15 protein-coding genes are annotated in these 21,330 nt (G+C 59.7%); 8 read left to right on the plus strand and 7 right to left on the minus strand.

Annotation, left to right across the window (positions count from 1 at the left end):
- Window positions 1–64 precede the first annotated feature (64 nt).
- The gene (locus tag O3298_RS28400; protein ID WP_305061120.1) at window positions 65–2,710 is read right to left on the minus strand and encodes a TonB-dependent receptor; all 2,646 of its coding nucleotides are present in this window, start codon (window positions 2,708–2,710) and stop codon (window positions 65–67) included.
- A gap of 608 nt (window positions 2,711–3,318) precedes the next feature.
- Entirely contained in the window at window positions 3,319–3,804 is a 486-nt protein-coding gene (locus tag O3298_RS28405) for an asparaginase domain-containing protein (RefSeq protein WP_034781194.1), read from the minus strand.
- 178 nt (window positions 3,805–3,982) lie between these two features.
- Between O3298_RS28405 and O3298_RS28410 the strand changes: the two genes are divergently transcribed.
- A complete protein-coding gene (locus O3298_RS28410) occupies window positions 3,983–4,756 on the plus strand; it encodes an L-asparaginase (RefSeq protein WP_305061121.1) in 774 nt (257 codons plus the stop codon).
- Here O3298_RS28410 and O3298_RS28415 read toward each other — a convergent pair.
- On the minus strand, window positions 4,744–5,757 hold the full coding sequence (locus O3298_RS28415; protein WP_305061122.1) for a D-2-hydroxyacid dehydrogenase family protein: 1,014 nt from the start codon (window positions 5,755–5,757) through the stop codon (window positions 4,744–4,746). The two genes, O3298_RS28410 and O3298_RS28415, sit on opposite strands and share 13 nt — an antisense overlap.
- 328 nt (window positions 5,758–6,085) lie before the next feature.
- On the opposite strand from O3298_RS28415, the gene O3298_RS28420 reads away from it, so the two are divergent.
- On the plus strand, window positions 6,086–7,957 hold the full coding sequence (locus O3298_RS28420; protein WP_099666117.1) for a phosphoenolpyruvate carboxykinase (GTP): 1,872 nt from the start codon (window positions 6,086–6,088) through the stop codon (window positions 7,955–7,957).
- 185 nt (window positions 7,958–8,142) lie between these two features.
- Here O3298_RS28420 and O3298_RS28425 read toward each other — a convergent pair whose 3' ends face one another.
- The gene (locus O3298_RS28425; RefSeq protein WP_305061123.1) at window positions 8,143–9,324 is read right to left on the minus strand and encodes a hypothetical protein; all 1,182 of its coding nucleotides are present in this window, start codon (window positions 9,322–9,324) and stop codon (window positions 8,143–8,145) included.
- Window positions 9,325–9,425: 101 nt separating this feature from the next.
- Complete coding sequence (uvrA, locus tag O3298_RS28430; RefSeq protein WP_305061124.1) at window positions 9,426–12,275, minus strand: excinuclease ABC subunit UvrA; 2,850 nt, start codon at window positions 12,273–12,275, stop codon at window positions 9,426–9,428.
- A 381-nt stretch (window positions 12,276–12,656) separates the two neighbouring features.
- On the opposite strand from uvrA, the gene ssb reads away from it, so the two are divergent.
- From ssb to O3298_RS28450, 4 genes are all read left to right on the plus strand, one after another.
- A complete protein-coding gene (gene ssb, locus O3298_RS28435) occupies window positions 12,657–13,166 on the plus strand; it encodes a single-stranded DNA-binding protein (RefSeq protein WP_034781209.1) in 510 nt (169 codons plus the stop codon).
- A gap of 216 nt (window positions 13,167–13,382) precedes the next feature.
- Window positions 13,383–14,858, plus strand: coding sequence for a UbiA family prenyltransferase (locus O3298_RS28440; protein WP_305061125.1), 1,476 nt, complete (start codon window positions 13,383–13,385; stop codon window positions 14,856–14,858).
- Window positions 14,855–15,220 (plus strand): hypothetical protein, encoded by a 366-nt coding sequence (locus O3298_RS28445; protein WP_077398178.1) that lies wholly within the window; start codon window positions 14,855–14,857, stop codon window positions 15,218–15,220. Before O3298_RS28440 ends, O3298_RS28445 begins: the two co-directional genes overlap by 4 nt.
- A complete protein-coding gene (locus O3298_RS28450) occupies window positions 15,220–16,461 on the plus strand; it encodes a glycosyltransferase family 39 protein (RefSeq protein ID WP_305061126.1) in 1,242 nt (413 codons plus the stop codon). The genes O3298_RS28445 and O3298_RS28450 overlap by 1 nt, the downstream gene beginning before the upstream one ends.
- A 98-nt stretch (window positions 16,462–16,559) precedes the next feature.
- On the opposite strand, the gene O3298_RS28455 is transcribed toward O3298_RS28450, so the two are convergent.
- Window positions 16,560–16,976 carry a hypothetical protein gene (locus O3298_RS28455; protein WP_305061127.1) on the minus strand — a complete coding sequence of 139 codons (417 nt, stop codon included), beginning with the start codon at window positions 16,974–16,976 and terminating at the stop codon, window positions 16,560–16,562.
- Between O3298_RS28455 and O3298_RS28460 the strand changes: the two genes are divergently transcribed.
- Complete coding sequence (locus tag O3298_RS28460; RefSeq protein ID WP_305061128.1) at window positions 16,968–17,108, plus strand: hypothetical protein; 141 nt, start codon at window positions 16,968–16,970, stop codon at window positions 17,106–17,108. The two genes, O3298_RS28455 and O3298_RS28460, sit on opposite strands and share 9 nt — an antisense overlap.
- 143 nt (window positions 17,109–17,251) lie before the next feature.
- The gene (locus O3298_RS28465) at window positions 17,252–17,650 is read left to right on the plus strand and encodes a hypothetical protein (protein WP_305061129.1); all 399 of its coding nucleotides are present in this window, start codon (window positions 17,252–17,254) and stop codon (window positions 17,648–17,650) included.
- Window positions 17,651–17,738: 88 nt separating this feature from the next.
- On the opposite strand, the gene O3298_RS28470 is transcribed toward O3298_RS28465, so the two are convergent.
- The gene (locus O3298_RS28470) at window positions 17,739–21,320 is read right to left on the minus strand and encodes a M1 family aminopeptidase (RefSeq protein ID WP_305061130.1); all 3,582 of its coding nucleotides are present in this window, start codon (window positions 21,318–21,320) and stop codon (window positions 17,739–17,741) included.
- Window positions 21,321–21,330 lie beyond the last annotated feature (10 nt).

Consider the following 21,330-nt stretch of genomic DNA (forward strand, 5'->3'; position numbering starts at 1 on the left):
GAAAAAAAAGGGCCTTGCGTTTGCAAGGCCCTCGGTCGGCTCAGCCTAGGTTGACAAGGTCAACTTAGAACTTGTACTGGGCCGTGAAGTAGAACGAACGCATCATTGGATCTGCGTAGCGTGGATCGTAGCCAACCTGGTGACCACGCGAGCTGCGCAGCGACAGCGGCGGTTCACGATCGAACAGGTTTTTGATACCTGCGCGCAAGGTCACTGCTTTGCTGTACGCATAGCGGCCCTGGAAGTCAACCGTCGTGTACGAAGGCACGTGCAGACGGATATTTTCCTTTGCGTTGGTGGCCAGGTTGACCACCTCGGCCGAAGCGTCGGTGTAGCCATTGCGGTAGCTCACGATGACCGTGTTGGTCAGCTTGCCCGATTCCAGGCTCATGTTGAGCTTCATCAGGTTACGGAACGTGACGGCATCGGAAATACCGTAGTAGTTCATGTTGTTGGTCCACTGATCCTTGGTGCCTGGTACGGTGTAGTCGGCCTTGAGCATATGCGTACCGCTCAGGTTAGCCGTGAAGTTACCGATATCGAACTTCTTGCGTGCCGTCATGTCCCAGTCGATACCGCGGTTATGCGTCTGGCCAATGTTCATCGACAGCGACTTGAACGCATAGTACGGCTTGCCGGTCGTCGGTTCGATGTAGATGCCGAACAGGTCGCGGTACATGCCTGGGTTGTTGAACGCTTGCGCTTCGCTCACGGACGAAACCGCATCGGTGATTTTCACGTCCCACAGGTCGGCGCCGAAGGAGAATGCCGAGCTAGGCTCGATACGGAAACCGACGGTGAACTGTTTCGATTTTTCCGGTTTCAGGTTTTCGTTACCACCAGCCATTTTATTGTACTGGCTGTTAGGCGCACGGCACAGCGCATCGCCTGGGAATGGGCAATTCCAGGTAGCACCGGTAAAGCCGTTGTTGACCAGTGGCTGACCAATGCTCAGCATGTCCGGAGCCTTGAAGCCCGTGCCGTAGGAGCCGCGCAGCAGTACTTGCTGTATCGGCTGCCAGCGTGCCGTGACCTTGTAGGTATTGGCATTGGCATCCTTGCCGATGGTCTTGTTGATGACGCCATTGTCGATCGCCGACACGGAGTCATAACGGCCAGCCAGACTCACTTCTACCGTTTTGGTGATCGGAGCCAGCAATTCGGCGAAGACGCCGTAGGTTGAACGGCTCAGGTCATAGCGTGGCGAGGTGTTGAAGCCGTAGATGGTGCTGGTGTTTGCACCTGCATCTGGCGTCTGGCCGTAGTTGTACTCGCGGTAGTCGGCGCCGATACCGATGTTGGCTTTGCCGCCTGGCAAGGTGAACAGTTCACGGGAACCGTGCGCATCGATGCCGCGCATGGTGGTCGATGCCGTGCGGATCGAGCCTTTGAATTGCGAATTGTTGATCAGCGCTTGCATTTCCGGCGATGGCGTGCCGGCTGGCACGAACGGGTTGAACGCCGGATTTTTCAGCAGGGCCTTCATATCGGCCGTTTTCGCATAGCCGCCGATGTAGCGTTCATCAATGGAATTTTGCGACCAGGTCAGGCCCGCATCGATGTTCCACGCACCAATTTCGCCTTCGACGCCGACGACGAAGTGCTTGGTCTCGGTGATGGTGTTGGAGTCGCGGGTACCCCAGTCGCTCATGCGATAGTTGGCTGACACGGAGGTGATGTCCTTGACCTGCTCTGGTGTCAGGTAAGGCAGGACATACTTGTTGTACTGCGCACCGTTAAGCGCAATCGGGATTGCCACCGGATTGGCCGAGATGCGCGCGGTCAGGTCATAACGCGAGTAGGCGACTTCGGCAAACGCATTCAGCGAATCGTTGAGTTTGTAGGTGGCGCGGGTAAACAGGCTGTCGCGCTTCGATTCAGGCACGATTTCAACCGTCGAACCGCCATCGTAGCCGCAAGCCAGCTTATTGGCTGCCAGTGGGGCATTGGTCACGGCGCCACAATTATCATTCTTCGCCAGGTATGGATTGAAGAGGTAATCGTCTTTGCCTTTGACGGACACGGTGGCGTTGGCCGGTGCCGTGCCTATGGCGGTCTTGTCGTAGACGTATTGTTTGCCGTTAAAGCTCACTGGAATACGCGACGAACGGGCGAACGTGCGGTCGGTGGCGCGCAAGTTCGATTGCTCGTCATGGCGGTACGATACCAGCACGTTAAAACGGTCTTCGTCGATGTCGCCGACGCCATAGGTCACGCTGGTGTTCCAGGCGTTGCCGCCCTTGTCTTCCGGACCGCCATAGGTGGCTTCCAGGGAGCCGCCTTGCTGGTTCTTCTTCAGAATGAAGTTGATCACGCCGGCGATGGCGTCCGAGCCGTACAGGGCCGAAGCGCCGTCGGTCAGCACTTCGACGCGTTCAATGGCGCTCATCGGAATGGCGTTCAGGTTGACGGAAGTGCCCGAGCCTTGTGGCGCGATGCGGCGGCCGTTCAGCAGGACCAGGGTGTAATCTTCGCCGATGTCATGGATCGACGCGCTGGTGCGGCCGCCCGAATTGGTGCCTGCTGCGGCGGCGCCGACGGTAAAGCCCTGCATGGCGGGCAGTGCCTGGAGCAGGTCGGCAACCGTGGTGGCGCCCGTCTTGGCGATCGCTTCTTGCGTCAGGCGCTGCACAGGCAAGGCGCCTTCGACAGCGATACGCTTGATACTCGAACCGGTAATTTCAACTTTTTGAATTGCTTCGTCCGCCATGGATTGGCCAGAGAACAAGACGCTACCTGCCAGTACGGTCAGGGCCAGGCGTACGCTGCGTACGCCAATTTTTTCTTTAAATGCCATTGTAACAATTACTCCGTAGTAGTTTTAATAACGACAAGCAGTACACGAGCACCGCTCTGGCCATCGGGTAGATGACCAGCGGTGCTCGTGTACGGTAGGCGGAACCACGTCGGTGGGAGGTGGAAGACTACTTAGCGCAATATTGTTATAAATGCACTTTTGACTTGTCGAGGCGAACATTATGTCGTCTCAGCAAGAAAAAATGCATATCAACCGTGTCGGATTTGGCAATAAATTATGGATACAGAAGAATATTTAATTTAATTGTTAAATTGCAGTTTTATATTTAATAATATCGGTGTTTTTAAAAATGATCAATGGCGTTTTTTTACAACATAAAATTATTGTATTGGCAATTTTATGTTTTACCTGCAATAATTCGACGGATTCTGTGGTTTTGCAGAATTTGTGAAAGGTGAAAAAACATAAAAAAAGCCCGTTGAAAACGGGCTGGTCGAATTGTGACAAAGGGTCAGTCAGGCCGCGGGCCGGTCTGCTTTTACCCCTGTCCTGGCATCGCCCTACAAGGGCTGGAACACGCCGGCGGCGCGGTTCTTTTGCACATTGTCCCAGGCGAAGATCTGGCCATTCATGGCCACGTACACGCCGGCTGGCAAGGTTTGCGCCACGCCGCAGGCAAAGCCCAGGTTGAACAGGGCGTCGGAGTTGTCGATTTCGTAGGGAATCATGGCGCCCGTCAAAATGACCGTTTGCTGCAGGTTCGCCGCGCCCAGCACCTGCGCCGTTTCGCGCATGGTGTCGGTGCCGTGGATGATGACGATGGCTTTTTCCTGTGCCGCGCGGCACGAGGCCAGCACGCGCTGGCGGTCCGCATCCTGCATGTCGAGCGAATCGAGCAGGGGCAATTGCTCCAGCGCCACGGGCGCCGTCATGCGCGCGCGGGCAATCGCTGCCGGCAAATGACTGTCGGAAAAGCCCAGGGTACCGTTCAATTCGTTGTAGTGTTTGTCGAAAGTGCCGCCAGTGGCGAGTATGCGCAAAGTCATGATGTGGTCACGATGTCAGTGGAGAATGACGCGCATGATAGCGTGGATTGGCAGCGTTGCGTGAATGCTGCCGCAGATGGGCCAGCGTGCCTGCCGCCCCGCTATCGCGCCGCATCTGGAAAATTTGGCCATCTGTGAGTACACTGGTTTCTTTGTTTGCCTGCCACCCCGACTCCGTATGAAAGCGCTCGCTCCCGGCACCGTCATTTTTCACCGCCACCGCGGTTACGGGGTGATCACGTCCGTCAATTTGCTGACGGGCTGGATCGCCGCCCGTTTCGGCAGCGAAGCGCGGACCCTGGACCTGAACCTGTCGACCGACGACGTGCAGTTTGCCGATGGCGAAGCGATCCTGTTTCGCCGCGCGCCGCCGGACCGCATGCCGCATGCGCGCCTGATGGCCATGGTGCGCGAGCTGCACCAGGCCGGCTATCAGAAGCTGTATCTGTATTCCTGGCCCAAGCCGTCCGGCCTGCACTGGCGCTGGCATTTGTTTACGGGGCCGCGCGACTGGATGCAGCGGCCCTGGCGCGAAGGCTGGTACGGTTCGGGCGCCGATTACAACGTCAACCCGGTGATGGGCTGGGGCGATACGCCGGGCGCCACCACTGGCGAGCTGATCGATGCCCTGGCCCGTTTCGACCCGCAGGGCCTGGCGCAGGCGCTGGGACGCGACGATGACCATAGCGACTGGTTTGGCCGCGTCTGCGATGCTTTATTACCCGATTACATGTACAGCCTGGACATGCAGCGCACGCCAGGCGAACCCTTGCCCGACATGCCGCCCGTGCCGGTCGTTGCCGTGCGCGCCGGCGTGGCGGCGTACGCCGGACCGGACATCGCCTGGCCGCCCGGCTGGGCCGGCCTGTGGCGCGGCCGCCACGTGCTGCCCGCGCCAGCCATCCGCATCACGGGCGAGCCGGACTTGTTGAAGGGCTTTCAGCGTTCCTGAGGAGCTTGCCGCGCATGCGCCAGCGCCTCGGGATTGAGCAGGCGCGTGCATTGACCTTGCGCAAAATCAACGATGTTTTGCAAGGCGTAGCGGAAATACAGTTCATAGCTGTCACGCTCGACGTAGCCCAGGTGTGGCGTGGCCAGCACGTTCGGCAGCAGCAGCAATGGCGAGCCTGGCGGCAGCGGCTCGTCCGTAAATACGTCCAGCGCGGCGGCGCCCGGGCGACCCTGCGGCAGCGCCGCTTCCAGCGCGCCCTCCATCACCAGCTCGGCGCGGCTCGTGTTGACGAACAGGGACGTCGGCTTCATGCGCGCCAGGTCCTCGGCTGTTACCAAGCCGCGCGTCGCATCGGACAGGCGCAGGTGCAGGGTCAAGACGTCGGCCTGTTCAAAGAACGCTTCCCGCGACGTGGCGGCCGTATCGCCGGCCGCCACGGCCGCCGCGCGGCTCGCTTCGCTGCCCCACACGAGGATGGTCATGCCGAAGGCGCGGCCATAGCCGGCGATCAATTGCCCGATCTTGCCGTAGCCCCAGATCGCCAGGGTGCGCCCTTTCAATACCGTGCCAAGCGTATTGCGCGCCGGCTCCAGCGACGATGTCTGCCACAGCCCTTCCTGTAAATGTTGCGCGTACGGCACGATCTTGCGCTGCGCCGCCATGATCAGCGCCCACGTCAGTTCGGCCGGCGCCGTGGGCGAGCCGACGCCTTCCGCGATGGCGATGCCCAGCTCGGTGGCGGCCGGCACGTCGATGTGCCCGCTGACTTTGCCCGTTTGCGAAATCAGTTTCAGGTTCGGCAATTTCGACAGCAAGGCGCGGTTGAAACTGCTGCGTTCGCGGATCAGCACCAGCGCGTCGTATGGCGCCAGGCGGATCGCCAGCTGGCCCAGGCCCCGCGCCGTGTTGCTGAACACCTTGACCTCGTGGCCATCGAGCAACGGGAAACAATCGAGGCCGCGCACGGCATCCTGGTAATCATCGAGTATGGCAATTTTCATGGTGGATGGCCGATTTGAGTGAGGATTTGGTAGGGAAATAACAGGATACGGGAAATGCTGAATAGCCTACTACATTAGTCAAGCTATTCTCCTACATTTTTGCGAGAATAGCCGTTACGCGGGTGTACAATCGCCGGCACTTTTGAAGCTTCCTGATTATAGTTATAGCGCAAACTGTTCCTGCAGCCTGGGTGCATGATCCAGGTAAACGACACCAGAGCCCTGCCCGCGTGAGCACACCGCCCGCAGTGAGCCGCAGCCACCTCTCAACGATGCTGCCTGTCTTGCCGGAATGACCAGAATTTCTTTTATTGGTATTGGAGGTAATATGAATCAGCCCGTCATGGGTGGCGTCGCCGCACTCAACGTCCCAGCTTATATTAAACAACAGAAACTGATCAACTGGGTGGCCGACATTGCTGCGCTGACCAAGCCAGAGCGTATTTACTGGTGCGATGGTTCGCAAGAAGAGTATGAGCGCCTGTGCGCTGAAATGGTTGCCAGCGGCACCATGAAAAAACTGAATGCGCAAAAGCGCCCGAATTCCTACCTGGCCTGCTCCGATCCGAGCGACGTGGCCCGCGTCGAAGACCGCACGTATATCTGCTCGGCAACAAAAGAAGCGGCCGGCCCGACGAATAACTGGACCGAGCCTGGCGAAATGCGCCACACCTTGAACGGCCTGTTCGATGGTTGCATGCGCGGCCGCACCATGTACGTCGTGCCCTTCTCGATGGGCCCGCTGGGTTCGCCGATCGCGCACATCGGCGTGGAACTGTCCGATTCGCCATATGTCGCCGTCAACATGAAGATCATGACCCGCATGGGCCGTGCCGTGTATGACGTGCTGGGCACGGATGGCGAGTTCGTGCCGTGCGTACACAGCGTGGGCGCACCGCTGGCTGCCGGCCAGGCCGACGTGAAATGGCCGTGCAACAGCACCAAATACATCGTGCATTTCCCGGAAACGCGCGAAATCTGGTCCTTCGGTTCGGGTTACGGCGGCAACGCCTTGCTGGGCAAGAAATGTTTCGCCCTGCGCATCGCCTCGAACATGGGTTACCAGGAAGCGCAAGCATCGGACAGCAACCCGGGCTGGCTGGCCGAACACATGCTGATCCTCGGCGTGGAATCGCCGGAAGGCAAGAAACACTACGTGGCGGCAGCGTTCCCGTCCGCTTGCGGCAAGACCAACTTCGCCATGCTGATCCCGCCGGCAAGTTTTAACGGCTGGAAAGTGACCACCATCGGCGACGATATCGCCTGGATCAAGCCGGGTGCCGACGGCCGTTTGTACGCCATCAACCCGGAAGCCGGTTATTTTGGCGTGGCGCCGGGCACCAACGAAAAAACCAATTACAACTGCATGGCGTCCATGCGCGACAACACGATCTTCACCAACGTGGCGTTGACGGACGACGGCGACGTCTGGTGGGAAGGCTTGACGAAAGAAGCACCAAGCCACCTGATCGACTGGCAGGGCAAGGACTGGACGCCAGCGTCCGGCACCAAGGCGGCGCACCCGAACGCGCGCTTCACGGTTGCGGCAACGCAAAACCCAGTGATCGACGCTGCCTGGGACGATCCGGCCGGCGTGCCGATCTCGGCCTTCATCTTCGGCGGCCGCCGCTCCACCACCGTGCCGCTCGTCACTGAAGCGCGCAACTGGGTCGAGGGCGTCTACATGGCCGCCACCATGGGTTCGGAAACGACGGCTGCCGCCGTGGGCCAGATGGGCGTCGTGCGCCGCGATCCATTTGCCATGTTGCCGTTTATCGGCTATAACATGAGCGATTACTTCCAGCACTGGCTGGACATGGGCGTCAAGGTGGGCAAGGTCAACCCGGCTGCCCTGCCGAAGATCTATTGCGTCAACTGGTTCCGTACGGACGAGGCTGGCAAATTCGTCTGGCCTGGCTTTGGCGACAACATGCGCGTACTCAAATGGATGCTGGAGCGTATCGAAGGCAAGGCGGGCGGCGTGGAAAACCTGTTCGGCACGACGCCGCAGTATGGCGACCTGAACTGGGATGGCTTGCCATTCACGCAAGAACAGTTTGACACCATCACCTCGATCGACAAGGCCGCGTGGGTGGAAGAATTGAAATTGCATACGGAGTTGTTTGAAAAACTCGCGTATCATCTGCCGCAGGAATTGGCAGGTCACAAGGCGGCGCTGGAAAAGCGGCTGAGTGCGTAAGTTAGCGTCAAGCGGCGCCTGACAAGCTTGTCAGGTGTGAAGAGTTGTAGTGGGGGAGAAACACGCCGGCAAAGACTGGCGTGAGATAAATGACACGCCGGCAATGACTGGGGTGCTAGCAAAAAGAGAAACGGCGCGGATTGCATGAGCAATCCGCGCCGTTTTTTATTGCGCGTTTGAGGCGTCTAGCCTGTCTGGGCCGGCACGAAATAAATCGGATAGACCTCGTCCATCATGGCTGGACACTCATCCGGCTTTGCCTTTGGAAATGTGACGGACAGGGGCGCTGTCTCATGCAAGCGGTCTTCCACTTCCAGCACGCCTGCGTAGGCCTTGACCTCGCGTGCGGCAGGCGCCTGGCAATCGCCGACCGCCAGTTCGCGGCCATTGCCATGAAAGCTGCTGCCATGGGCGATGTCGGTACACAGGGACGGCCAGTATTGGAATGAAAAAAAGCGTCCTGGCGGCGCGGTTTGCTGCCTGTCTTCCTGATGTAATTTGTGCCGCATGAAGTACATCACAAGCGACTCATACGCGTCGTAGGCTGGTGGCCAAGCCAGTTGCAAGGGCTGGCTGGCCAGCTTGGCGGTCCTGGAGCAAGTGCCACCCTGCGCCATCTGCAAACGCTCACGCCGCGGTGCGCCGTCTGTGCGAATGGAAAATTGGCCTGGGGCATTGATGCGCAAGGGCGTGGTGCCCATGCGCAGCACCGCTGTTAGCTTGCGCTCTGTAGAGCGATAGCTGATGTCGTACAGCTTGCCAGGCTTGAAGCCTTCGCGCGCCTCGATCCTGTATAAGCCATAGGAGGCATCGATTTCCTCGCTGACCTCACGCAAGCCCTGCTGCATGGCGAAGCGCTTGACGGCATCGCTCGGCCCCTCCGGTTCCGGTTTGTCCCAGTTCCGTTCCATGGCTTTCACTCTGCGGCATATCGGCATGGACGCGTTCTTCTCTTCGGCGCATTGCTGCATTTCCGGGCTGGCCAGATAGTAAATATAGGGCTGTACTCCCACCTGTTTTTCTACGCGCAATCGTACCGCCACCGGTGTCAGCTTGCGCCCCGTACCGCGCTCGATAATACGAAACCGCTTGGTGGAAAGGGGGACTGGCGGGCCGACAAGGATATGGCCATCCTGATCCCTGAGCAGGAAATCGGGAGATTGATTTGGAAGAAACAGGATGCCGCGTGCATTGGCAGGCACCGTGACCACGGCCGGCTTGCCGGATGCGGCCGGTGCCGCATGGAGGAACTCGCCGGATATCCCCTGCATGCAGGAACACGCCACCGCCACGCTGGACGACAGCAACCATGACGTGGTTACGCAATGGCGAACCCAGCTGGATAAACGTGAAGGGAAGTGCGGCATGTTTTCTCTGAAAGCCGGTGCTGTGACCAGAGAAAATAGTTTCCCATAGAAAAATCCCCCGGGCAAGATCATTGGCCGGGGGATCGAGCGGGAGGTGCGGCTTATTGCTTGAGCAGCGGCCCCAGGTATTTACCCGTCACGCTGGCCGGATTCAGGGCCACGTCTTCCGGCGTGCCCGTGGCGATGATCTGGCCGCCGCCGGCGCCCCCTTCGGGACCCAGGTCGACGATCCAGTCGGCCGTCTTGATGACGTCCAGGTTGTGCTCGATGATGACGAGGGTGTTGCCCTGGTCGCGCAGGCGGTGGATGACCTTTAACAGTAAATCGATGTCGTGGAAGTGCAAGCCCGTCGTCGGTTCATCGAGGATGTACAGGGTGCGGCCCGTGTCGCGCTTGGACAATTCCAGCGACAGTTTCACGCGCTGCGCCTCGCCGCCGGACAGGGTGGTGGCGCTTTGCCCCAGCTTGATGTAGCCCAGGCCCACGTCGAGCAGGGTTTGCAGTTTGCGTGCGATCAAGGGGACCGGTTTGAAGAATTCATGCGCCTCTTCCACCGTCATAGCCAGCACTTCCGTGATGTTCTTGCCCTTGTATTGCACTTCCAGCGTTTCGCGGTTGTAGCGCTTGCCGTGGCACACGTCGCATGGCACGTAGACGTCGGGCAAGAAATGCATCTCGACCTTGATCACGCCATCGCCCTGGCACGCTTCGCAGCGTCCGCCCTTCACGTTGAACGAGAAACGGCCCGCGCTGTAACCGCGTTCCTTGGCCGTCGGCACGGTGGAGAACAGGTCGCGGATTGGCGTAAACAAGCCCGTGTACGTGGCGGGATTCGAGCGCGGCGTGCGGCCGATCGGCGCCTGGTCGACGGAAATGACCTTGTCGAAGTGTTCCAGGCCGCTGATCGAGTCGTGCGGCGCCGGTTCCGTCTGCGAACCATACAAATGGCGCGACAGGGCAGGATACAAGGTATCGTTGACGAGCGACGACTTGCCCGAGCCGGACACGCCCGTGACGCACGTCATCAAGCCTACCGGCAAGCTCAGCGACACTTTCTTCAGGTTGTTGCCCGTCGCGCCAGTAATGAGCAACTGCTTTTCCGGATTGCTGGCGTGGCGCTTGGCCGGTACGGCGATTTTCAGCTTGCCGTTCAGGTATTGCGCCGTCAGCGATTTCTTGTTCTTCAGAATCTCGGGCAAGGTGCCTTCGGCGATGATTTCGCCGCCGTGCACGCCCGCGCCGATGCCCATGTCGACGATATAGTCGGCCGTGCGGATGGCGTCTTCATCATGCTCGACCACCAGCACGCTGTTGCCGATGTCGCGCAAGTGTTTCAAGGTTTCGATCAAGCGGTCATTATCGCGCTGATGCAAGCCGATCGACGGTTCATCGAGCACATACATGACGCCCGTCAAACCGGAGCCGATCTGCGACGCCAGGCGGATGCGTTGTGCTTCGCCGCCGGACAGCGTGTCGGCGCTGCGGTCCAGCGACAGGTAATCGAGGCCCACATTGTTGAGGAATTTCAGGCGAGAAATGATTTCCTTGACCACGCGGTCGGCGATCTCTTTCTTGGCGCCCGTCAGTTTCAGTTTTTCAAAGAATTCCAGCGTCTCGCGCAGCGGTTTTTCCGCCACTTCATAGATGGCGCGCTGCTGCTTGCCCGTGCCGACCTTGACGAAGCGCGCTTCCACGCGCAGGCGCGCGCCATCGCATGAGGGGCAGCATTTTTCATTGATGAACTTGGCCAGCTCTTCCTTGACGGCCATCGAGTCCGTTTCGCGGTAGCGGCGCTGCAGATTGTTGACTACGCCTTCGAACGTGTGTTCCTTGATGACGGTGCGGCCCCGTTCGTTGACATAGGTAAACGGAATCACTTGCTTGCCGGAACCGTACAACACGGCTTGCTGGGCATTCAGTGCCAGCTGTTCGAACGGCATGTCCAGGTCGAACTCGTAATACGCGGCCAGGTTCGACAGCATCTGGAAGTAAAACTGGTTGCGGCGGTCCCAGCCCTTGACGGCGCCCGAGGCGAGCGACAGGTTCGGGAACGCGACGATGCGTTTCGGGTCAAAGAATTCAATGTGTCCCAGGCCGTCGCATTCGGGGCAGGCGCCCATGGGGTTGTTGAACGAGAACAACCGCGGTTCCAGTTCCTGCAGGGAATAGCCGCACACATTGCAGGCGAACTTGTTGGAGTACACGTGTTCCTGGGCCGTATCCATTTCGTAGGCGATGGCGCGGCCGTCGGCCAGGCGCAGGGCCGTTTCGAAACTTTCTGCCAGGCGTTGCTTGATCTCCTGGTTCACCTTGACGCGGTCGATGACGACGTCGATCGTGTGTTTTTCCGTTTTCTTTAATTTCGGGAGGTCATCGACTTCATAGATCTTGGCCGCGTGCGTGCCGCTTTGCACGCGGAAACGCACGAAGCCCTGCGCCTGCATCTGCTCGAACAGGTCGACGTGTTCGCCCTTGCGGTTGGCGACGACGGGCGCCAGGATCATCAGCTTGGTGTCTTCCGGCATGGCCAGCACGGCGTCGACCATTTGCGACACGGACTGGGCGGCCAGCGCGTTTTCCGGGTGGTCGGGACAGTAGGGCGTACCCACGCGCGCATACAGCAGGCGCAAATAGTCGTGGATTTCCGTTACGGTGCCCACCGTCGAGCGCGGGTTGTGCGAAGTTGCCTTCTGTTCGATGGAGATGGCGGGAGATAATCCCTCGATCAGGTCGACGTCCGGTTTTTCCATCAGCTGCAGGAACTGGCGCGCATACGCCGACAGCGACTCGACATAGCGGCGCTGGCCTTCCGCGTACAGGGTGTCGAAGGCCAGCGAAGACTTGCCGGAGCCGGACAAGCCGGTAATCACGATCAGCTTATTGCGCGGCAAATCGAGATTGATATTCTTGAGGTTATGCGTGCGAGCGCCGCGAATGCGGATCTGTTCCATGTGATTGCCTTGCTTTCAGTGAGTGGTGCGGCCGGCGCATTGTGCCTGGGTGCAGATGAGGAGCCACAACGGGTCAACCTGTTACTATAGCCGGGTTTTGCTCTGCATGCCTGAGGCAGCCATGGGCGGATTGCGCCGCCAGGCGAACGTGCCCTGACAAAGTTTGATACAGATGCGTGCAGACGTTTAAACACTGTATATAATACCAGTATTCAAGTTTCTTGTTTTCACCTGCCGTGAAAAAAACGTGCTGCCGCACGGGAGAGGGCGTCCGCCAGAAAGCGGGTGCTTTGCGCCGCGTGGTCGCTTATAATCCTCGTTTAGTACACTAAACTAACGCGCGGGACACCGGCTCCCGCTGCAGTTCATCAGGAGTTATTCATGGCATCAGTCAACAAAGTCATCATCGTCGGCAATCTGGGCCGTGACCCGGAAATCCGCTACATGCCTAGCGGCGACGCGATCGCCAACATCGCCGTGGCCACTTCGTACAAATCGAAGGACCGCAACACGGGCGAACAAAAAGAATTGACAGAGTGGCACCGTATCTCGTTCTTCGGCCGCCTGGCGGAAATCGTCGGCCAATACCTGAAAAAAGGTTCGTCCGTCTACGTCGAAGGCCGTCTGCAAACCCGTAAATACACGGACAAGGACGGCGTCGAGAAGTACGCAACCGACATCATCGCGGAACAGATGCAAATGCTGGGCGGTCGTTCCGGCATGGGCGGCGACGCCGGCGGTGGCGATGACAGCTACGGCGGTGGCGGCGGTTACGAAGCCCCGGCCCCGCGCCAGGCACCGGCTCCGCGCCCAGCCCCGGCACCGGCGCCACGCCCGGCACCGAAGCCGGCGCCGAACTTCTCGGACATGGATGACGATATTCCGTTCTAAGACGCACTACGGCTCGTTGCCACATAACGCCTCGCAAATCCTGGATTTGCGAGGCGTTTTTATTTGTTGTTGCGGGTCTCTTTTTTTGCGGGTCTCTTTCAGGTGTTACGGGCGTTCAGCTCAAGCAGATAACCGCTCTCTTCCTTGATATATGTTGGTCATCGCCATCATGGCTCCCCCTATAATTTAATCACTGCTTTCAGCACTCCATCTGCCATGCCACACCAGAATCGGGAGAAAATGGTGGCTATTTCGACCAAAGCGCCCCTGGTTGTCGATCTTGACGGCACGCTGACGCCAACCGATACCCTGCTGGAATCCGTCATCCAGGTGGTGAAGCACTCCCCGCTCAATGTGCTCCGTATGCCGTTCTGGCTCATGCGAGGGCGGGCGGGCTTCAAGGAAGCCATTGCGGCGCATGCCGGCATCTCGGGCGAACACCTCCCTTACCGCGCGTCCCTGCTGGATTACCTGCGCGAGGAAAAGCGCAAGGGCCGCATGATTGTCCTGGCGACGGCGGCCCACCATTCGATCGCCCGCAACGTGGCCGGGCACCTGGGCCTGTTCGACAAGGTGCTGGCGACGCAGGCCGGTCGCAATCTCAAGGGCAAGGCCAAGCTGCAAGCCATCCGGGAGCAGGTCGGGCCATGCTTTGTGTATGCCGGCGACAGCAAGGCAGATATTCCCATTTGGCAAGCCGCCGAGGCGGCGGTGCTGGTGGATGTCGCCTGGAATACGGCCCAAGCCGTGCGGCGGCACGTCCCGATCGAACGCGAGTTTCCGGGAGCGAGCGGCGGGCTTGGCGTGTGGCTCAAAGCCCTGCGTGTCCACCAGTGGTTAAAGAATCTGCTGCTGTTCGTGCCCCTGCTGACGGCATTTTCCTTCCTCGACCTGGGCAAGATGAGCACCATGGGCGTGGCTTTCATGGCGTTCTCCTTGGCGGCTTCCGCCACCTACATGGTCAACGACTTGTGGGACCTGGAAAGCGACAGGGCGCACCCCCGCAAGCGGCTTCGCCCTTTTGCCAGTGGCCGCCTGCCGATTCTGAAGGGCCTGGTCGTGGCCGCGGGGGCCTTGCTCCTGGCCCTCGTTCTGGCCTGGTCCGTGTCGAATGCCTTTCTCCTGATGCTCCTGCTTTACCTGGGGCTGACCAGCGCGTATAGCTGGGTGCTCAAGGAATACGTGCTGATCGACGTGCTCATGCTGTCCTTGCTGTATACCTTGCGCATCCTGGCCGGTTCCGTTGCCATTGGCACTGCCACGAGTTCCTGGTTGCTGGCCTTCTCGGTCTTCATGTTCCTCAGCCTCGCCCTCGTGAAGCGCTGTGCGGAGCTGGTCACCCTGGAAGGAAATGGCAAGGCAGCCACGCGTGGACGGGATTACCGGGTGAGCGACCTGGCCGTGTTGTGGCCCCTGGGGGGCGGGGCGGCACTCTCCGCCGTGGTGGTGTTCGGGCTGTTCATCAGTGCGCCGGAAACGCAGGGGCGCTACGGCACCCCGCAGATGCTGTGGCTGGTTGCCCTGGGATTGATTTACTGGCTTGCGCGCCTGTGGGTGAAAACTTCCCGGGGGGAAATGCACGATGACCCGGTGATCTACGCCCTCAAGGACCACGGCAGCCGCATGACCGTCTGCGCCATGGTGGCCGTCATGCTGGGCGCGCATTTTCTGGTGTTGGGTACTTACCCATGAACACGTTCTGCATTGCCATCCTGAGCATCGCGCTATCCGTCATGGCGCAGTTCTCATTGAAGACCGGCATGTCCGGTGACGGGGTGCAGGCGATGATGGCGCAGCCCAAGTCCTTCATGACCCTCATGCATATCCTCACGGACAAGTATGTGCTGGGGGGATTCCTTTTGTATGGCCTGGGGGCGGTGGCCTGGCTAGGCGTGCTGTCGCAATGGGAAGTGAGCAAGGCTTATCCGCTGGCAGGCCTGGGATTCGTGCTCACCCTGCCAATCGCTTGCCTGCTGGGCGAGCAGGTCAGCCTGCCCCGTGTGATGGGCGTGGCGCTGATTTGTGCGGGAGTATTTTTGGTGGGGAGGAGTTGATGAAGGACAAGCATGATGCCCAACAACAGCGAGATTGGCTGTGGCTGGCAATCATCGCAGGCGTCGGCCTCGCCTTGAGGGCGGCGGCGATTGCGGGCTTCCAGCATGTGCCGGAAGGCGATGAACTTGCCTACAGGAGCATGGCGCTCAACTTGCTTGGCGGGAATGGCATCGTCGACAGCATGGGCAACCGCGCGATGTATAACGTGGGCTATCCCCTGATGATACTCGCGCCTGTCTTTTTTCTCTTTGGCGACGATCTCCTGGCGGTTCGTCTGGTGAACATGTGCCTGGGCGGGGCGGCAATCGTGCTGTGCTACCTGGTGGCCAGAGAGGCTGGCGCAGGCCGGTCGGGGCGTCTCATCGCCGCTGCTGCCTGGGCGCTCTATCTGCCAGGCGGCATCTACGGAATCTACCTGGCGAAGGAAAACCTGATGATTCCCCTGATGCTGGGTGTCATGTGGTGTGCGCTGAGATTGGCACGCCAGCCCTCGAAGAGCGTGGCGACCGGGAGCGGAGTACTCTTCGGTCTGTTGGCATTGACGGGCAATGCCGCCTTGTCACTGCTTGCAGTCCTTGCATGGGCGCTGCTGCTGTCTCCCGCATCGACGGTTCGGCGGGCAAGCCTGGCCATGCTCGCGCTGTCCGTGGCGCTGGTGGTTTCCAGCCCATGGCTGTTCCGGAACATGCAAGTGATAGGCGCACCTGTCTTGAACACCAATGGCGGCTTCAATCTGTATTTGGGTAACAATCCCGCCGCGACAGGCATGTTCATTTCCATCTCGGAAACACCACGCGGCCCCACCTGGGATGCCCTTCGGAAAACGGGAGAAGTCCAGGCTTCCGAGACCTTGAAACAGGAGGCCATTTCCTGGGCGAAGGCCCACCCGGCAGCGTTCCTGGCATTGGCAGCGAAAAAAGCGGCGTACTTCTGGACGCCTCCCCTGCATGCGGGAAAAGGCAACCAGTCGCCGGCAGAAAAGCTTGTGCGTCTGCTGTGGGCGATACAGTTCCTGCTCCTGATTGCCGGTGCTATCGGGACTGTGCTGATGCGAAAATTAAGGAATCGGCAGGTCGCCCTGCTCTGGCTGGCGCTTGCGTGCTACACGGGCGTTCACATGCTGTTTTACGTGATCTTCCGATACCGTGAGCCCATGATGCCGATCCTGGCAGTGATGACGGGCCTGGTGCTGGAATCGCTCGTGGCCGCCCGACGCCAGGCAGCGCATCCGGCCAGATAAGACAGGGGCAGCGCTCCCGCATCTCATTGGCCCCTTGCCGTAACATGGGGAGCATGTGGTGGCGAACGCGCCTCTTGCGCTGTCATGGCCGCGGAGACTCAATTGCGCAGCCGCATCTCCAGGCTGTAGCTGGCCACGGCATTCCTGCGCGCCGCATTGCGCATCAAATACACTTGCACCGTGTACTCGCCATCGGCCGGCAGCGTTGCCTCGTAACTATTGCCGCCGCTCGAGCCGATGAACAGGGCGTCCTGTTGTCCGGCTTGACGGAGGTTGAAATAATTCGACGGTTGATTGGTCTTGAGCTTGACGACGAGAGTCTGGCCCGCCTTGCCTGCCAGCGTGTATTCGGCCGTGGCATAGCCCTTGATCTTGCCTTTCACGCTGAGCGCAGCCTTGCCTGCCGTCAGTTCTACTGTTTCCTTGTGGACAGCATCGGCGCTCCAGGCGGGCGCCGTGAAAACGAGGGCCGCCAGCAGCAGGCTGGCGCGGATGGGCAGGTGACGATGCAGCATAAGCAATTCCCCTTGAACGTGGTGCCGGCGCACTCGCCGACGATACCGTCCATCTTACGCCAGGCGCTCGGTGGCGGCATCTTGATTGGCGCCGGCGTGATGTATGCCTATAATTCCTATTGTTCGGCATAAGCGGACAGATAATGGCGGGTTGAACATGCCCGCTTGATTATTTTTATATCGCTGAGCGTAGCGTGGCCGCAATATGCTGTGCGTATATTACGGCCATTGGTGCGCAGATAATGTCACTGGCTTAATTGAAGAAAAATCTTGTAATGCATATAGCTGTCGATTCATCAGGTTCGCAATGGCTGGTTCTGGAGCGCATATTCGGCAAGGAAAAGGGATGGCTGCTTGCATCGCTGGCGAATTTTCAAAAAAGAAAATATCTATTTCTCTTGTGCGATGTGCTGGCATTGATTTCCATCCTGATCGGACTGGCGTGGACTTTGTATCCAGGACGTATTTTTCTGCAATCTTTTTCAGTCAGCATAGTGTTATTGCTACTGGCCGGAAAAGGGCTGCGTTTTAAAACGGCCGCCGTGCCGCCCGTGGCCTGCCGGGAAAGACTGGATATCTTTTTAAAAATCCATCTGGGGCTATTGCTCCTTGCCATGATGTTCTGTGTGGTACAGGTGGGCTGTGCGCTGCGCCAGATCTTTTTTCTGGCCTGAAAAAGTACTGAGTCCGCCGTAAAAAAACAGGCCGCGCTATCACGGATAGGGCGGCCTGTTTGCGTTGCATCAAGGTTTCATTGCAGCCTTAATTCACGCTGACTTCCTTGCGGTTATCGCGCGAGACCCGGTCGATCATCTTGTTGTACGGATCGACACCCACTTCAAATGGTTTTTCCTTCACCGTGATGGTGACCACGGGGTCGCTGCCGGACAACATGCGCTTGTCGGTGAACAAGACTTTTTCATCCTTCTCCCCGGCGCCCGGCGCGCGCGCGAAGATGGCGATCTCCACCGGTTCATCGTAGGCACGCGGGCTTTCCTTGCCCTTGCCGTCGGACTCCAGCTTGGCCAGGTGCAATTGCATGGTGACATCCCACTGGCCATCCGGGCGCTTGACGGCCGTCGCTTGCGTGACGCGGTTATCGTAGAACACGATCTTCTCGAACAGGTCCGTGATCAGGGCTTGCTTGTCCTGCGGCGCTTCGGCGCGGATGTAGGCCAGCAATTCCGACGATGTGGTGAACGGCGCCTGCTGGTAACCCTTGTCCTGCAGATAGCGTTTCAGGGCACGGTTCAGGGCGGCTTCGCCGATTTCATCGCGCAGGCGGTAGAACACCAGGCTGCCCTTGTTGTAGTGGATGTATTGCTGTCCTTCCACACGCGCCAGCGGCAATTCCTCGATGGCTTCGCCGCCGCGCCCGCTCAGGTAGCGGTCCAGTTCATAGCGCAGGAAGCGGCGCATCTTGTCGCGGCCGTATTCCTTTTCCATCACCATCAAGGCCGAATATTGCGCCAGCGATTCCATCAGCATGCTGGCACCCTGCACATTGGCGCCGATCACCTGGTGGCCCCACCACTGGTGCGCCATTTCATGCGCCGTGACGTAGAACACATAGTCGATGTCATCCTTGTTGCGCAGGTCGGCGATGAAGCCGATGCCTTCTGAATACGGAATCGTATTGGCAAACGACTGGGCGAAGCTCTGGTAGCCGGGGAATTCCAGGATGCGCACCTGCTTGTGCTGGTAGGGCGTAAACTCGGTGCTGTAATAGTCGAGCGACTTTTGCACGGACGTGATCATGCGATCCGTGTTGTAGCCGTGTTTCTTGTCGAAATAAATTTCGATCGGCAAACCGCGCCACGCACCTTTCTTGACTTCCCAGCGCGCCGACAGGTAGGCAAAGAACGGCAGCATCGGCTGGTCCATCTTGTAGCGGTAATAGCGGCGGCCATCCTTTTCCCAGCTGCCTTGCAGATAGCCGGGCGCCAGGGCGATCTGCTCGCCGCTGGTGGACACCGTCGTGTCGAAATGGATCCAGTCGGCATCGCCGCCCAGCACCGTGTTGCCATACGCGGACGTGTCTTCCAGCTTGGCCATGCGCTGCGGTTCGCCCAGGCCCCGCTTGCGGCGTTCATTGCGGTCAAGCAATTCCATTTCCTTCGCATAGCCGAAGTGGGGGAAATAAGCTTGGTTGTTGAAGAAGCTGCCGTTCAGGTTGACCTGGTCCGGCGCGCCGCTGTTGGTGAAACCCTGGTGCGTGACGGCCACCGTGAAGTCCAGCGGCAGGGTGGCGCCGGGCGCCAGCGCTTGCGCCAGCTTGAGGATGCTGAAACCGAGCTCCTTGTCGTCGAGTACGACCTTGTGCGCCGGCAAGTTCAACCACGTCGTCTTCAGTTGCGGGTCGAGCTGGATGCGCAGGGTATCGAGCGGCTGCGCCGTCTTGTTTTGCAGCACATAATGGCCCTTGATCAAGACTTTACGTTGCTCAGGATAAATATCCACATTGGCCTGGACATCCGTGATCTTCGGCTGGGGCAAGTGCTGGTAGCGCTGGTACAGTTTTTCGTAGCGCGCCTGCTTGTCCATGCCGATGTTCGACGTCTCGTACTTGTTCAGCACGTTCGTGTTGTAGAAGATCCAGCCGCCCGTGCCTGCCCAGCACAGCAGCACCATGGCCAGCGCGGCGCCTGCACGGCCTTGCAGGCGCTGATGGGCCAGGCCCAGGCGCGCGCGCCAGCCGTTCGGCAGGCCGCGCACCCAGAACGCCTGCGCCAGCATGACGAGGGCCACGGTAAACAGGCTCCAGTACAGCGCGAACCAGGCCCAGCCCGTCAAGAAGTGGCCATAGCCATTCATGTCCGAATACGGGATGGCCGGCGTGCCGCCAAACGCGTACAGATTGTGTTCGAAGTGCAGCATGCCCTGCACGGCTTGCGCCACCATCAGCAGGATCACCAGCAGGTAGCCGATGAACTTGTTATTCGACAACACTTGCAGGGTGAGCGCGCACAAGCCCATCAGCACGAAGAAGAGGGCGCCCAGCAGGGTGCCTTTCAGGTACAGCCCCAGTTCCACGGGCGCGCCGCCCTTGACGAGCTGGAAGCCGATGGCCGTGAGGACGCCCGCCAGCAGGTAGCCGGCGATGACGCCGATCAGGGCCGTGCATTTGGCCAGCAGGGGAACCCAGTCGGGCACGGGCATGGCGTCGCTGACGTCGGCGATCCGCGCTTGCCGTTCCTTGAAGATCAGTTCGCCCGCATAGAAGGTGACGATGATGATCAGGAGGAAGCTGAAGCTGTTGCTAATCTGCTGTAACAGCAAATGTGTCATCGGATACACGGCCGTGCCATACATATTCTTGCCGACATTCGCGGCAGCGATCAGGTTGATCATGCCGAACAGCAGCATGACGAGGAAGGGCAGGCTCTTGAAGACGCCGACGGCGTCGAAGCGCAGGATTTGCCACCACTGGCGCCAGGCTGTCGCCGCCGTCAAGGTGGGGACGCTGCGCGGCAGGTCCCGCGGCGCCGTGACGGCGGGGCCGCCCGTTTCGGCCTTGTGCTTGCCGAACAGGCGTTTTCCCGTGCCCGTGCGCTGCGGCTTGAACAGGATCACGGTGGCGGCGAACAGCACCGCCGTGATACCCAGCCACAGCAGGCGGTTGGCCAGCAGGAAGCCGGCAAACGGCGGCAGCCCCGCGTTCGCTTCGGCGGACGTGAAGTAGCGCGTCATGCGGCCCAGGGCGCGCATGCCGAACGGGTCGAGCAGGACGGCGATCCATTCGTTGTTGATGTCGCGCGTAAAGGCGCCAGCCGTGCCCCACAGCACGAAAAAGCCCAGCACGCCCACGTAGACCAGCATCATCGAGCGCGTGGTGGCCGCCAGCAGCATCAGCAGGGCGCCGATGAAGAGCAGGTTGGGGATCACCATCACGGCGAAGCTCCACGCATACGCCTGCAGCGGGAACGCGCCCACGCGCTGCGCATCGACCCAGGGCATGAGGGGGCCGAGCATGGTGCCGAAGGCGATGCAGGCGAAGATGACCAGGCAGGCGACAAAGCCGGCGGCGAAGCGGCCGAACAGGTAGTCCCATTTACGCATGGGTGTGGCGAACAGCATGTCGGCCATGCCCACTTCGCTGTCGCGCAGCACGGCGCCGGCGATGAAGATGGTGATGAGCAACATCGACAGCAGGCTGAACATTGTCAACAGCTGCGCCACCACGGTGGGCGCATTGCGGTTGATGTTGCCGATGGCGCCGCCGATCTGGATCGAATCGCTGCTGCTGGCGCCAAAGGCCAGCAAGGCCAGGATGACGGCAAATACCCACAGCAGCGGCTGTTTCAGCTGATAGCCGAGGTCAAACTTGAAAAATTCCTTCCACATGGCGCGCTCC

It is taken from the genome of Janthinobacterium sp. SUN137 (assembly GCF_030587265.1).
GTDB lineage: Bacteria > Pseudomonadota > Gammaproteobacteria > Burkholderiales > Burkholderiaceae_D > Janthinobacterium > Janthinobacterium kumbetense.